We start from the raw sequence: 14,511 nt of genomic DNA, 5'->3' as shown, positions 1-14,511 counted from the left end.
AGGGGCCGCGTCAGCAGCTCGGGACCTTGCCCGCGCCCTTCTCCAGGTTGACGAGGGCGTCGACGGTGGCCTCGAGGGTGGTGACCGGGATCAGGCGCAGGCCGTCGGGGAGTTCGGCCTGGGCGTCGGCGCACTCGGCCTCGGGCACCAGGAAGACGGTCGCGCCGTCCCGCCGGGCGGCCTGCGTCTTCAGCGGCACGCCGCCCACGGCGCCGACCCTGCCCTCGGCGTCGATCGTCCCCGTACCGGCGATGGTCCGGCCGCCGGTGAGGTCGCCGTCGTCGCCGTTCAGCTTGTCGACGATGCCGAGGGAGAAGAGCAGGCCGGCGCTGGGGCCGCCGACGTCGGCGAGCTCCAGGTCGACCTCGACGTCCTTGCCGTCCAGGTCCAGGTAGCCCAGGGCGGCCAGGGTCGCCTCGTCCTGGGACTTGCGCATCTGCTCCTTGTTGTACTGCTCGATCTCCTCGACGTCGTCCCCGCTGGGGTAGACCGAGTCGCGGGGCATGACGGCCCGGCCGGTGCCGAACCACGCGTCGAGGACGTCCGGGAGGCTCACCCGGGTGTCGGGAGAGGTCGCCTCGATCGTCGTCATCCGCAGCTGGCCGGTGGCCTCGCGGGTCGGCGCGCCGGAGATGGTGATGACCGGCGTGCCCCGGTTCTCGCCGAGCACGTCGGCCGTCAGCCCCGGCCGCGCCACCGAGAACGGCAGCGGCGCGAACACCGCCGTGGCCAGCAGGGCGACGACGGGAACGGCGCAGACGGCGAGGGCCCGGGGGCGCGTGAGACGAGAGAGCACGGGATCAATCTAACGTGACGCCCCGTGCCCGCCCCGGCCGCCCGCCCCGGCGTCAGCGCAGTGCATCCGCGACCTCGCGGGCCGCGTCCACGACCCGCGGGCCGACCCGTTCGGGGACCACCTCGGCCAGCATCACCACGCCGACGCTGCCCTCGACGCCGGTGACCCCGAGAAGCGGCGCCGCCGCTCCGCACGCGCCGGCCTCCAGCTCGCCGTGGGTGAGGGTGTATCCGGGGTCGTGGGGCCGTTGCAGGCGGGCCGAGATGATCGCCTTGCCGGCGGCGCCCCGCTCCAGCGGATGCCGGAACCCGGCCCGGTAGGCCACGTGGTAGTCCGTCCACGACGGTTCCACCACGGCGACGGCCAGCGCTTCGGCCCCGTCCACCAGCGTCAGGTGCGCGGTCGCGCCGATGTCCTCCGCCAGCGACCGCAGAGCCGGCATCGCGGCCTCGCGTACGAGCGGATGCACCTGGCGGCCCAGCCGCAGCACTCCGAGCCCGACCCGGGCCCGTCCGCCGAGGTCACGGCGTATGAGCGCGTGCTGTTCCAGTGTGGCGAGCAACCGGTACACAACAGTCCGGTTCACGCCCAGTTTGTGGGATAGCTCGGTGACGGTCAGGCCGTGGTCCGTGTCGGCCAGCAGCTTGAGGACCCGCAGTCCCCGGTCGAGCGTCTGGGAGGTCTCCGCGGTCACGACGCCCACTCCTTCGTGGTCAGGTCGGCGGCCCTCTCACGGCGTATGCGTCACCGAGTCCCGTCGGTGACGCGCTTCAGAGGCCGCCGATCGGCCGGCGGCCCGGCTGTGTCCCGGGCGCAGTCGCTTCACGGCTGCGCTCCGCGGCGGCGCTGCCACGGGGCGTGTGCATAGCGGGACAGTAGCGAGCCGGTTCGGTCAGCGGAAGGCTCCGTCCAGAATCCGGGCACCGGCGATCACGAAGCCGCCCCTTTCGTCCCGCTACGCACAGGGGATGAAGGGAATTCACCGCATGCGGGTGGCCCATTCCTGCACCTTGGCGATCCGCTGGCGCAGCTGTCCCGGCGTGGCCTCGGCGGCGGGCGGTCCGCCGCAGACGCGGCGCAGCTCGGTGTGGATGACACCGTGCGGTTTGCCGCTCTGGTGGACGTAGGCGCCGACCATGTTGTTGAGCTGGCGGCGCAGTTCCATCATCTCCTTGTGGGAGACCACGGGGCGCCGCTCGGCGGGCAGTTCGAGCAGGTCGGCCTCAGTGTCCGGCTTCTTGCGGCTGTGCGCGATCTGCCGCGCCTGCCGCTTCTGCAGCAGCAGCTCCACCTGGTCGGGTTCGAGGAGCCCCGGGATGCCCAGGTAGTCCTGCTCCTCCTCGCTGCCGGGGTGGGCCTGCATGCCGAAGTCGGCGCCGTTGTAGGTGACCCGGTCGAAGACGGCGTCGGACTCCAGCGCCTCGAAGGGCAGCATCTCCTCGCCGGTGTCCTCGTCCTCCTGCCGGTTCGCCTCGTTCATCTCCTTCTCGGACTCGGCGTACGGGTCCTCCTCACCCTCCTTCCTGGGCTTGTCCAGGACGTGGTCGCGCTCGCGTTCCATCTCGTTCGCGAAGCCCAGCAGGTCCGGGACGGTCGGCAGGAACACGGAGGCGGTCTCGCCGCGCCGCCGCGACCGGACGAAACGGCCGACGGCCTGGGCGAAGAACAGCGGGGTGGAGATGGTGGTCGCGTACACGCCCACGGCCAGGCGCGGTACGTCGACGCCCTCGGACACCATGCGGACGGCGACCATCCACCGGTCGTCGCTGCCGCTGAAGTCGTCGATCCGCTTCGAGGCGCCGGTGTCGTCGGACAGGACGACGGTGGCCTTGCTGCCGGTGATCTCGCGGATCAGCTTGGCGTAGGAGCGGGCGGAGTCCTGGTCGGCGGCGATGACGAGGGCGCCGGCGTCCGGGACGGACTTCCTGACCTCGGTCAGCCGCTGGTCCGCGGCGCGCAGCACGGACGGCATCCAGTCGCCGCGCGGGTCGAGGGCGGTGCGCCAGGCCTGGCTGATCGCGTCCTTGGTCATGGGCTCGCCGAGGCGGGCCGCGACCTCGTCGCCGGCCTTGGTTCGCCAGCGCATGTTGCCGCTGTAGGACAGGAAGATGACGGGACGGACGACGCCGTCGGCGAGCGCGGAACCGTACCCGTAGGTGTAGTCGGCGGCCGACCGGCGGATGCCGTCGTCGCCCTCCTCGTACGTCACGAACGGGATGGGGTTGGTGTCGGACCGAAACGGCGTACCGGTGAGCGCGAGCCTGCGGGTGGCCGGCTCGAACGCCTCCAGGCAGGCCTCGCCCCAGGACTTGCTGTCACCGGCGTGGTGGATCTCGTCGAGGATGACGAGGGTCTTGCGCTGCTCGGAGCGGTTGCGGTGCAGCATGGGGCGCACGCCGACACCGGCGTAGGTGACGGCGACGCCGTGGTAGTCCTTGCCGACCGGGCCTGCGCTGTACTCGGGGTCCAGCTTGATCCCGATCCGCGCGGCGGCCTCGGCCCACTGCTTCTTCAGATGCTCGGTGGGCGCGACGACGGTCACCTGCTGCACGACGTGGTGGTGCAGCAGCCAGGAGGCCAGCGTCAGCGCGAAGGTTGTCTTGCCGGCGCCGGGGGTGGCGACCGCCAGGAAGTCGCGGGGCTGCGTCTGTAGGTACCTCTCCATCGCCCCCTGCTGCCAGGCGCGCAGCTTGCCGGCGGTGCCCCAGGGGGCACGGCCGGGAAAGGCCGGGGACAGGTGGTGCGAGGCAGAAGCGGCGGTGGTAGTCACGGTCTCCGTCGAGGGGGTAGAGCGGCTCGGCTGCGGGGGACGGCCGGGCCACCCTATCGATGGCCCGGCGGCGTCAACGCCCGGACTGCGCCAGGGCCACCGAGGATGGGACCGAGGTCACACCACCTGCCCGGCCAGATCCCTCAATGCCGTGGAGATGGCCCTGACCTCGTCCATGCAGCCGGTCGCCACGGCGATGACCAGGCGCTCGGCCGCGTCGGTGTCAGGACGCAACTGCACCTCGTGGCGAAGACCACACCTTCTCCCCGACGCCGCCGTGTGCCCGAGTGGCCAGGGGTTCGTCCGCAAAGCGGACAGCACGGCTTCGATTCCCGCCACGGCCTCCGGACACGGGCGGGGTGTTCCCGGAACGCCCTCTCAGAGCACCCCGCCCGCCTCGTCCTGGAACAGCTCCGTCCAGTAGTGCCAGTCGGCGTCGGTCGTGGTGCCCGTCGGGTCGACGGCGGACAGGACCTGGGTCATCGTCATGGCCAGCTGGTCGTACGTCTCGCTGGTCAGCGCGTGGTCCGACTCCTCGTCGATGGCGTGCTCGCGGTGCAGCAGCCAGAGGGTGAAGGCGAGGGTCGAGACGTCCGTGTTCAGCGGGTGCAGGGCCGAGTCCGGCTCGCTCCAGTTCAGTACCGCGCCGGTGGCGCCGTCGACGACCGGGCCGTTGTCCTCGACCAGACGGCCGAGGCGGATCAGCCGGTCGGCATGGGCGGGCAGGTGGCCGGCCCGGACCGCGCCGGGGGCGTCGTCGCCGTTCTCGTCGTGGTACTCGGCGAGGGTCCGCAGCGGCAGGTCGGTGTCCAGCCGGAACAGGAAGCCGCCCTCGGGCAGGCCCGTCCCGCGCAGGAAGCGGCGGGGCGGCTCGTGCGTCAGCGTCGCGGGGAAGTCGAACTCCTCGAAGCGGACCACACCCCGTCGGCCGACCTCCCGGTCGAGCAGGCGGACCGGGAGGTCGAGGGCGAGTCCCGAGGCCGTGCCCGGACCGGCCACCAGGGCCGGCGGGCGGATCAGCGCGGCCGTCCTCCACAGCGGCGCCGGCTCGCCGTCCGCCCCCTCCTCGAACACCGCGAGCAGCTGCCGCGAGGCCTCCGCCACCGCCTTGGTGCCCCAGCGGCCCGCGTAGGCGGCGAACTGGCCGCGCAGTCCAGCCAGCTCGTCCGTCGCCGCGGCGAACCGCACCAGGGTGGGCAGCGACGGGGCGAGCGGGCGACGGTCCATCAGGTCGGGGCGGCCGGAACACGGATACGGACGCCCCCGTTCCACAAGACGCTCGAACACCCCCGCGCGTTGCCTGCGCACGGAAATCGGCGTGCACGTTCTCCCACCACGACACCGGCCCCGGACGCCACCCCCGGACGCCGACCGCCGGGCGTCAGTCGCCGGACCTGACCAGCCGGTCGCGGCCGCTGGTCACCACCGCTGCCTGCGGGCGGATCGGCAGGCGGTTGACCGGGCGGCCGGTGGCCGCGCGGACGGCGGCGGCGACGGCCGCCGGCGAGGTCACCACCGGCACCGCGCTGACCGCCTTCGCGCCGAACGGCGCGACCACGTCCCGCTCCTCGACCAGCTTCACGATCCGGATGTCGGGCGCGTCCAGGGCGGTCGGCAGGGCGTAGCCGGTGAGGTCGGGGTGGCGGACCAGACCGCGCGGTGTGCGCAGGTTCTCGGTGAGCGCGGCACCCACGCCCTGGGTGACGCCCGCCTCGATCCGGGCGGCCAGCTGGGCCGGGTTCAGCACCCGCCCCACGTCCTGGGCGACGGCCAGTTCCACGACCCGTACGGAGCCGATCTCGATGTCGACGTCGACCACCGCGCGGATCGCGCAGAACGACATCCCGACGAAGGCGTCGCCCTGGCCGGACTCGTCCAGGGGCTCCGTGGGGTGCGGACGGCACTGGGCGGTGGCCCACAGCTCCTTGCCCACCAGCTCCTCGGCGACGGGCGTCGACAGCACGCCGTCGTACGAGGTGATCCGGCCGTCGCTGATCTGGAGCAGCTCGGCGGACATGCCGAACTTGTGGGCCAAGGGCTGGAGGAGCTGGGTACGGACCATCTTCGCCGCGCGCTCCACCGCGCCGCCCGAGACCCAGGTGTGCCGACCGCGGCTGCCCGCGCCCGCCGAGGGCTGGTCGGTGTCCACGGGCGCCACCCGTACCTCGTCGACGCCGAGGATCTCCTGGACGATCTGCCGGGCCAGCGTGGTGAAGCCCTGGCCGGTCTCGACGGCCGCGCACAGCACCGTCGCCACCCCGTCCTGGACCTTCACGGTGGCCGTGGACACCTCGTCCGCGCCCTCGCCGCCGAGCATGTGCACCATGCCCAGGCCGTAGCCCACCCCGCGGCGCACCGCGCCCGGTTCGCCCGCGCCCTCGGGGCCGCCGGGCAGCAGCCACTCGCCCTCGGGGGTGTCCTTGGGCAGCGGCGGCAGCGGGTGGTCCCGCACCGCCTCGAGGAGTTCGGCGACCGGGGCCGGGCAGGTCACGGTCTGGCCGGTGGGCAGGACGTCGCCGGTCGCCATGACGTTGCGCGTGCGCAGCTCGGCCGGGTCGAGGCCGAGCTTCTTGGCCAGCTTGTCCATCTGCGCCTCGTAGGCGGCGCACACCTGCAGGGCGCCCTCGCCGCGCACATGGCCGGAGGGCGGGTTGTTGGTGCGGACCGCCCAGCCCTCGATGAAGGCGTTCGGGACGACGTAGGGGCCGCAGGCGAAGGCGACGGCGGCGGCCAGCGCGTCCGAGGACGTGTCGGCGTAGGCGCCCGCGTCGAGCAGGATCTGCGCCTCGACCTTCACCAGCCTGCCCTCGGCGTCGGCGTGGTGGCGATAGCGCAGCAGGGTGGGGTGCCGGTGGGCGTGGCCGAGGAAGGACTCCTCGCGCGTGGCGGTGAGTTTGACCGGGCAGCCGGTCTTCAGCGCCAGCAGGCCGAGCGGCAGCCGGAAGCTCTGGTCCTCGCGGTCGGCGGTCGCGCCGGGCACCCCGGTGACGACGATCTTCACGCGCTCGGGGTCCAGGTCGAACGCGGCGGCGGCCTCGTCCCGGTCGCCGTGCGGGTCGGTGGAGGCCAGGTACAGCTCCACGCCCCCGTCCGGGCGGGGAACGGCGAGTCCGGCCTCGGCGCCGATGGGCGCGGGGTCCTGGCGGCCGATGCGGTACAGACCGTCGACGACAAGTTCACCGGCCGCGTCCGGGTCGCCGTGGCGCAGCGGGATGTGGCGGATCAGGTTGCCGTCGGGGTGCAGCGGCTCGGCCTCGAAGGCCTGTTCGGGGTCGATCACCGGGTCGAGCACCTCGTACTCGACGATGACGGCGGCGGCGGCCATCCGCGCGGTGTCCGGGTGGTCGGCGGCGACGGCGGCGATGGCCTCGCCGTGGTGGCGTACGACGTCGGAGGCGAAGACCGGGCGGTCGGCCCGGCCGCGCTCGTACACCGGGGTGCCGGGGACGTCCTCGTGGGTGACGACGGCGTGCACGCCGGGCATCTCGCGCGCGTGGGTGGTGTCGATGGACGTGATCCGCGCGTGCGGGTGCGGGGAGCGCAGCACGGCCGCCCACAGCAGGCCCTCGGCCCACAGGTCGGCTGCGTACGGGAAAGTGCCCTCGGTCTTGGCACGGGTGTCGGCGGCCGGCAGCGAGACACCGAGCCCGCGCGGGGGCCCTTCCGTCCCGGCGGCGTCCTCCGTGGTCCGTGCGGCCTGCACGGTGGCGGCCTCGTTGCTCATGCCTGCCCTCCGTCCCGGCCGTGGGGCCGGTCGTGCGGTCCGGGGTCCGTGAAGGCGGCGGGACCGATGCCGCCGGCGCCCGGTCCTGCCTGGTGCGGGATGCGGAACTCGCCCGTCCCACCGCCGGAGCCGCGGTCCGGGCCCGGGTCCGTGTCCGTGTCCCGGCCCTCGTCCTGGTCGGCCTCGGCGTGCGCGGCGAGTTCCTGGCGTTCGGCGACGACCTCCTGGACGGCGTCCACCACGCCCCGGTAGCCGGAGCAGCGGCACAGGTTGCCGCACAGGGCCTGGCGGGCCTCCATCGGGGTGGGCGCCGGGTTGCCCTCCAGCAGGTCGTGCACGGTCATCGCCATGCCCGGTACGCAGAAACCGCACTGGACCGCGCCGCACCGCGCGAGCGCGCGCTGCACGTCCGACGGCCGGCCGTCCTGGGCAAGGCCCTCGACGGTACGGACCTCGCTGCCGGCCGCGGTGACGGCCGGGACCAGACAGGACGCGACGAGCCGGCCGTCGACCTGCACGTTGCAGGCCCCGCACTCGCCCTGCGAGCAGCCGTCCTTGGCGCCGGCGAGACCGAGGCGCTCGCGCAGCACGTAGAGCAGCGACTCACCGATCCAGGCGTCGGTCACGGGCCGGTCAGTGCCGTTGACGCGCAGCACGTAGGAGGCGAGGGGATGATCGTCGTGCGCGGCACCGAGGAGCGGTTCGTGCCCGGGTGACGTGGCGTCGGGTGCGTCGGGGCCGGTACCGGTGCCGGGGGCCGCGGATTCCGTTCCGGCGTCCCCGTCCGGGGCCGTCTCGGTGTGGTCCCTCGCGCTCTCGGGTGCCGCTGCGTCCGAGGGACCTCCCGGGCCCTCCTGGGCGTCGTGCGGGTCCTGGGGCCGCTGGGCGTCCCTGGCGGCCTCGTCGGCCTCCAGAGCCTGCCCGTGCCCGTCGACGGGCCGTGCGGCGTCCTCCGGGCCCGGCTGCGGGTGCTCGCGGAGCTCCGGGGCGGACGGTCCGTCGGCCGACTCCGGGTAGGTCTCGGTGCCGGTCCGCCAGTGGGACTCGGCGGGATCCGGCTGCGGCACCTCGGCCGACCGGGGCGGGGCGTCGTGCCCCGGGGCGGGCCACCCGTCGGGCCGCTCCCGGACGGGGTCGGCGGTGTGCTCCTGGCCGTACGCGGGGGCTCCCCGGCCATGGTCCGCGCGCCGGTCGGTCTCCGGGCCGCCCTGCTCACGGTCCTGCTCACGGCCCTGCTCCCTGTCCTGCTCGCGCTCCCGGCCGGGAGCGGAGTCGGGGTGCTCCGGGTCCACGCCCGGCACTCCGGGTCCCCACGGCTGCCCGATGGCCTGCGTGGCCCAGGGCGCGGAGGCGCCGCCCGGGAGGGTGGGGGGCGGGGTGACCGGCGGGGTGGCGCCCCACTGCTCGGCCAGCGCGGAGGTGGTGAACTCGCCGGACTCGTCCGGGAGGTCGCCGCCGGCGACGGGGATCGACCACTGGCCGGTCACGTCGGAACCCGGTGCCTGTGCCGGGTCGCCGACGCCGGGCGGGTCCTCGAAGTGCCACTGCCCGGAGGCTCCGGGGTCGTACGTGAACCGGTCCTGGCCGCCGTACTGCTGCGCCGCCTGTGCCCCGGGGCCCTCCCCCGCCCGCCCGGCCTGCGAGTCGTGCCACTGGGTGCCGTCGACGGGGGCGCCCGGCACTCCGGTGTCCGGCACCGCCCAGCCGCCGGTGACCGCGGGGTCGGTGCCCGCGGTCGTGGCGGTGATGGACGGCGGCACATAGCCGTGGCCGGGTGCGGCGAGCGGGCTCTCCATCGAGTCCAGCAGGGCGTCGATGCCCCCCTCAGGGAGCTTCACGAAGGCGGTGGCGCCGTCGTCGTAGTCGCCCTGGGGCAGCGGGTCCCAGCGGCTGCCCCCGCCCTGGGACGCGCCGGACGTGCCTTCTCCGCGCTGGTCGTCGGTCACGACAGCGCCCTCCCCAGTGCTCGTCGGGCCAGTGCGGCGACGGTGCGCCGCAGGTGCAGTACCGCGGGCGGCAGCGACGGGACGGAGCCGTCCTCGTCGGGTACCGGATCGGGGATGCAGGCCGCGGCGACGTACTCCCCGAACGCCTTCAGCACCTCCGGCACGAGCGCGCGGTTGTTGTCCCAGTCGATGAGTTGGGCGACCCACTGCTCGGCCTCCAGGGGCCGCAGCGCCATCGGTGCTATGGCGCCCACCGCGCAGCGGACACCGCGCCGGGCGGGGTCGAGGACCAGGGCCACGGAGGCGACCGCGCGGCCGGGGCCGGTGCGGCCGGTGGCCTTCAGGAAGACCTGCGGGGCGTGCAGCAGCGGCACGCGCACGTAGCCGATGAGCTCACCGGCGCGCAGCATGTCCATCCCGGCCAGCAGGTGCGACACCGGGATCTCCCGGCGGGCCCCGCCCTGGCCCGCGATGATCAGCGTCGCCTCGAGCGCGGCCAGCACGGGCAGCGCGTCCCCGGTCGGGGCGGCGGAGGCGATGTTGCCGCCCAGGGTGCCCGCGTTGCGGATGTGCGGCGGTCCGGCGGCCCGCGCGGAGGCGGCGAGCGCCGGGATGAGGGCGGCGAAGTCGGGGCGGCCCATACGGGCGTGGGTGAGGCCGGCGCCGAGCAGCGCGTGGCCGTCCTGGTACTGCCAGCCGCGGATCTCGCTGATCCTGCCGAGGCCGACCAGTGCCGTCGGCCTGAGCTGCCCGGAGTTGACGGCGGCCATCAGATCGGTGCCGCCCGCGACGGGCACGGCGGCGGGCACGGCTGTCAGCGCCGCCACGGCCTCGTCCAGCGTCGTGGGCAGCGTCACGGACTGCGCCGTCTGCGGTGCGTGCGTGCTCAAAACCGACTGCCCCTTCCCGCGGCCCCACCTGGTCCCACCTGTTGCAGCCGTACGGTACGACCTGACAGGGCGGACGGGGCAACTCTGGCACATCTTCGCGAGCGCCGAGGACAGGGGTCCACTAGGAGGCGTTCACCCACCTCGCAGCCCACTTGGCCCGTTTTCACACGCGATCGCCCGTACGCTCGGATGAGAACGGTTCGGCGACCCCTGCCCCTTTTCACCGGACCTGTTCGCAATGGGGCGGACTTCCGCGCACGGCCGGTTCCGGACGCGGCACGTGCCGCCGGCCGGTACGCGCTACCGGTTCGGGGGTGTGCCGTCGACGGGGCGGCCCAGTACTCCGGGGCGCCGCTGCCAGGGCAGCGGTCCGGTGGGCGGGCGGTAGGCGACACCGAGGGCGTCGAGCCGCCGGTAGTGGGCGGTCATCCGGCGCTCGAAGCCGGCGAAGTCCCGCTGCGCGGGGGCGGGCAGCGTGCTCCAGGCGACCTCGGCGAGGGCCACGAGCCGGGGGAAGACCTGGTAGTCCACCCGCTCCTGATTCTCGGTCACCTCGGACCAGGCGTTGGCCTGGGTGCCGAGCACCCGCCCGGCCTCCTCGGGCGTCAGGTCCGCCGGTACGGGCTCGAACCGGTAGACGTCCTCCAAGGTGCGCACGTACCCGATCGGCACCGGCTCCTCGGGGCCCGCGTCCTGCCGGTGGTCCAGGTAGACGTACTGCTTGGGGCACATGACCACGTCGTGTCCCGCGCGGGCGGCGGCGATCCCGCCGGCATAGCCGCGCCAGGAGGACACGGCGGCGCCCGGAGGCAGGCCGCCCTCGAGGATCTCGTCCCAGCCGATCAGCCGGCGCCCGCGCGCGGCGAGCCAGCCGGCGAAGTGCCCGACGAACCAGGACTGGAGGGCGTCCTCATCGGCCAGTCCGAGATCGGCGATCCGCTTCTGCGCGGTGTCCGAGGCACGCCACTGGTCCTTCGGGCATTCGTCGCCGCCGATGTGCACGAACGACGAGAACGACGGGGACGGCGAATACGCGGCGGGACCCGCGGCGTCGGCGGGGAACAGTTCCAGGACTTCCTCGAGAACCCCTTCGTAGAAGCGCAGGGTGGTGTCGGTGGGGGCGAGGACGTTCGGATTGATCCCCCATGTGTCCCAGACGGTCAGCGAGGAGGTGTCGACGACATCGGTGTTGCCGAGTTCCGGATACGCGGCGATGGCGGCCTGCGAGTGGCCGGGCACGTCGATTTCGGGGATGACGGCGATATGCCGCTCGGCCGCGTAGGCGACGATCTCCCGGATGTCGTCCCGCGTGTAGTGACCACCGTGCGGCGTGTCGTTCCACAGGGGCGAGGCGCGGTGGCCGATTTTCGTCCGGGCACGCCAGGAGCCCACCTCCGTCAGCCGCGGGTACCGCTCGATCTCGATGCGCCAGCCCTGGTCGTCCGTCAGGTGGAAATGGAGGACGTTGAGTTTGTGCGCGGCCATCAGGTCGAGAGAACGCAGCACGCCCTCCTTGGGCATGAAGTGCCGGGCGACGTCGAGCATGAGGCCGCGCCAGCGGAAGCGGGGGGCGTCCTCGATCGTGACGTGCGGCACGGCCCAGGCCCGGTCGCGGCCGAGCGGAGCCCTGCGGTACGCGTCGGGGCCGAGGAGCTGCCGCAGCGTCTGGGCACCCCAGAAGACACCGGCCGCGCTGCCACCCTCGATCAGGACGCCGTTCCCGTCGCTGACGAGGCGGTACTCCTCGGGGCCGAGCCCGGTACCGAGCTGGAGCCCGATGCCGTCGCCCTCGGCGTCACCGAGCTCTTGTCCCTCGCGCAACGGCAGGCCGGTGGCCTGCCGGAGCACAGTGCGCAGCCAGTGACCGACGCCCTCCGTCGCGGTGCCGGCGCAGAGCCGGGAGTTCACCGTCAGCCGTACCGCGCCAGAAGCGGCGACGACGCTGCGGGGTGCGGGAATCAGTTCCCCCGGTGATGTCACGTCAGTCCTTCACCGCGCCGCCCAGTCCGGAGACCAGGCGCCGCTGTACGAGTACGAAGAAGACCAGCACCGGAATCGTCATCACCGTGGCCGCCGCCATCACGCCGCCCCGGTCGGGATCGTCCGGTTCGTAGAGGACCGGCAGGGCCCTCGGGAGGGTCGACTGTGAGATGTCGCTGACAATGGAGGACTTGGCGAACAGGAAGTCGTTCCAGGTGGAGATGAGGGAGAACACGCTGGTGGCCGCCAGCCCCGGCAGAACGAGCGGGAAAAGGATCTGCCGCAGGAACCGCGCACGGCTCGCGCCGTCGATGTAGGCGGCCTCCTCCAGCGCGTCGGGAACGGCTTTCACGAACCCCCGAAGTATCCAGATCGCGAACGGCAGCGAGAACGCGATGTGCGGCAGGACCAGCGACCGTAGCATGTTCAACTGGCCCGCGTCCCGCATGAGGAAGAACAACGGGATCGTCAGCGCCCCCACGGGCACCATCTGGGCCACCAGAAACATGATCAGCAGGGTGGTCCGCATACGGAACCGGAACCGTGTGACGGCGGTCGCCGTGAGAAAGGCGACCAGCGCGAAGACGAGCGCCACGGCGACCGCGACGACCACGCTGTTGAGGAAGTACCGGCCGAACTCCTCTTGCCCGAACACGCGCCGGAAGGAATCCAGGGTGGGGGCCGGGGTTCACGGCCGCGGCCGGTCCGACTCGATCTCGCCGGCCGGCTTGAAGGCGCTCAGCACCATCCAGTACAGGGGGGAAGGCCACCACCACCGCGACCGCCAGCGCGGTGGCCTCGGCCGCCAGCCGCCATGGACGCCGGAGGGACCTGCGCGCGGGATTCACCCGGCGCACCCCGTCCTGGCTCACGAGAGTCACCGTTCCTCCCCCTGACGGCGCAGCAGCCGCAGGTACACCAGCGTGACGGCGAGCAGGATCAGCAGCGTCGCCACACCGATCGCGACGCCGAGGCCGTACTGCGAGGACGCGAACGCCTTCTGGTACGCGTAGACGTTGAGGACCAGGTTCTGGCCGGCGATGCCGCCCCCGCCGGTCGTGACGTAGATCTGGGTGAAGACCTTGAAGTCCCGGATCACCGACTGGATGGTGACGACGACCGGGACCGGCCGGAGCATCGGGGCGAGCACCGAGCGCCAGACACGCCCCCGCGAGGCGCCGTCCAGGGCTGCGGCCTCCAGCACCTCGGCGGGCACGGCGCGGATGCCGGCGCAGACGGGGACCGTCACGAACGGGAAGGAGCACCAGACGACTTCGAGGCGAGCCGCTGCATCAGGTCGACGGCGAGGGTGCGGTGCGAGGTCGGCTTTTGGCCTCGTCCCAGTCACCGAACTCCTCGGTGACGTCCGCAAGCCCGCCGTCCCTCACGTGGCCGGCGGTGTCCGTGCTGCCGTACTCGACGAGGTCGGGCGCGGACTTCGGGTCGTTGAAGACGGCCTCGATGCGCCCGGCGCGGGTCTCGACCGGAACGCACTCCACGGTGACCTCGGTGCCGTCGTGCGCCTTCTCTAATCCGGCGACGACGGCCGCGAGGGCGACCAGGAGGACGGACAGCTTCATGAACTGTCTCCTCCGACGAAGTGTTGCAACATGCGCAACGCCGGTTTCGCTGTACACAACAACACCGGAGGCTGGGGACTGGGTGAACGAGCCCACAAGAGATCTCAGCCACTCCGTGGCCGGCTGACGCACTTCGCGCAACGCGCGGGCAGCACAAAGCCCCCCCAGGGACTCTGTTACTCAATTCGAGGGAGGGTCACGCACCGCATCCGGGAGGGGTCGGCCGGGGCCGGACCGCCTCCTCGCGAGACCCGTTCCCTGCGCCCCGCCGACAGGCCGGCGCCCCTCTCCGCAATGGAGCAGCAGAGTCCCCGGGGACTCTGCTGCTCCATTCGGCGAGCGATCACGTGCCATGCTTTCAGGGCTCGGCCGCACCCGGCCTGCCTGCATCTGCGACGCGCTCTGAAGGCCGTATCGGCACGGCGTCATCACGCCGGGTAATTGCGCAGCAGAGTCCCCGGGGCGCGCAAAACGCACCCGGGGGCCGGAGCCCGGCGCGGCTACTTGTCGCCCTCGCCCTTGCCGCCCTTGCCCTTGTCGTCGTCGCCGCCGCTCATGGACTCGTAGATCTCCTTGCACATGGGGCAGACGGGGTACTTCTTCGGGTCGCGGCCGGGCACCCACACCTTGCCGCACAGCGCCACGACGGGCGTGCCGTCGAGGGCGCTCGCCATGATCTTGTCCTTCTGGACGTAGTGGGCGTAGCGCTCGTGGTCGCCGTCACCGTGGGAGGTCTGCGGCGTCGGCTCTACGAGGGTTCCCGTACCAGTCCCGCGCTCGGGCTCAAGAGTGCTCATGCATCAAAGGGTACTGAAGCTCACACAC

Annotated in this window: 9 protein-coding genes and 4 pseudogenes; all 13 read right to left on the bottom strand. The window is 73.0% G+C overall.

The annotated features are described in order from the left end of the window. Positions 1-10 precede the first annotated feature (10 nt). Positions 11-796, bottom strand: coding sequence for a S16 family serine protease (locus HUV60_RS20955; protein WP_257848785.1), 786 nt, complete (start codon positions 794-796; stop codon positions 11-13). A gap of 52 nt (positions 797-848) precedes the next feature. After that, the gene (locus tag HUV60_RS20950) at positions 849-1,490 is read right to left on the bottom strand and encodes an IclR family transcriptional regulator (RefSeq protein ID WP_257848784.1); all 642 of its coding nucleotides are present in this window, start codon (positions 1,488-1,490) and stop codon (positions 849-851) included. A gap of 285 nt (positions 1,491-1,775) precedes the next feature. Next, positions 1,776-3,566, bottom strand: a complete 1,791-nt coding sequence (locus HUV60_RS20945) for a DEAD/DEAH box helicase (RefSeq protein ID WP_257848783.1) — start codon at positions 3,564-3,566, stop codon at positions 1,776-1,778. A gap of 117 nt (positions 3,567-3,683) precedes the next feature. Continuing rightward, a pseudogene (locus tag HUV60_RS33990) lies at positions 3,684-3,812 on the bottom strand (type II toxin-antitoxin system death-on-curing family toxin); the annotation flags it as partial. 132 nt (positions 3,813-3,944) lie between these two features. Further along, positions 3,945-4,853: an SUKH-4 family immunity protein gene (locus HUV60_RS20940; protein WP_443047537.1), complete on the bottom strand. Its 909-nt coding sequence runs from the start codon at positions 4,851-4,853 to the stop codon at positions 3,945-3,947. A 94-nt stretch (positions 4,854-4,947) separates the two neighbouring features. Next, the gene (locus HUV60_RS20935) at positions 4,948-7,290 is read right to left on the bottom strand and encodes a xanthine dehydrogenase family protein molybdopterin-binding subunit (RefSeq protein ID WP_257848781.1); all 2,343 of its coding nucleotides are present in this window, start codon (positions 7,288-7,290) and stop codon (positions 4,948-4,950) included. Continuing rightward, positions 7,287-9,236 carry a 2Fe-2S iron-sulfur cluster-binding protein gene (locus tag HUV60_RS20930; RefSeq protein WP_257848780.1) on the bottom strand — a complete coding sequence of 650 codons (1,950 nt, stop codon included), beginning with the start codon at positions 9,234-9,236 and terminating at the stop codon, positions 7,287-7,289. Before HUV60_RS20930 ends, HUV60_RS20935 begins: the two co-directional genes overlap by 4 nt. Continuing rightward, the gene (locus tag HUV60_RS20925; protein ID WP_257848779.1) at positions 9,233-10,126 is read right to left on the bottom strand and encodes an FAD binding domain-containing protein; all 894 of its coding nucleotides are present in this window, start codon (positions 10,124-10,126) and stop codon (positions 9,233-9,235) included. Before HUV60_RS20925 ends, HUV60_RS20930 begins: the two co-directional genes overlap by 4 nt. 300 nt (positions 10,127-10,426) lie before the next feature. Continuing rightward, positions 10,427-12,106, bottom strand: a complete 1,680-nt coding sequence (locus HUV60_RS20920; protein WP_257848778.1) for a beta-N-acetylhexosaminidase — start codon at positions 12,104-12,106, stop codon at positions 10,427-10,429. Position 12,107: 1 nt separating this feature from the next. Next, positions 12,108-12,954, bottom strand: a pseudogene (locus HUV60_RS20915) (carbohydrate ABC transporter permease). A 29-nt stretch (positions 12,955-12,983) separates the two neighbouring features. Then, positions 12,984-13,385, bottom strand: a pseudogene (locus tag HUV60_RS20910) (carbohydrate ABC transporter permease); the annotation flags it as partial. Between the two features lie 31 nt (positions 13,386-13,416). Then, a pseudogene (locus HUV60_RS20905) lies at positions 13,417-13,653 on the bottom strand (ABC transporter substrate-binding protein); the annotation flags it as partial. A gap of 533 nt (positions 13,654-14,186) precedes the next feature. Then, a complete protein-coding gene (locus tag HUV60_RS20900; RefSeq protein WP_257848777.1) occupies positions 14,187-14,483 on the bottom strand; it encodes a DUF3039 domain-containing protein in 297 nt (98 codons plus the stop codon). Positions 14,484-14,511: the final 28 nt, after the last annotated feature.

It is taken from the genome of Streptomyces sp. KMM 9044 (genome assembly GCF_024701375.2).
Classification (GTDB): domain Bacteria; phylum Actinomycetota; class Actinomycetes; order Streptomycetales; family Streptomycetaceae; genus Streptomyces.
This window is presented reverse-complemented; position numbering and strand designations above follow the sequence as displayed.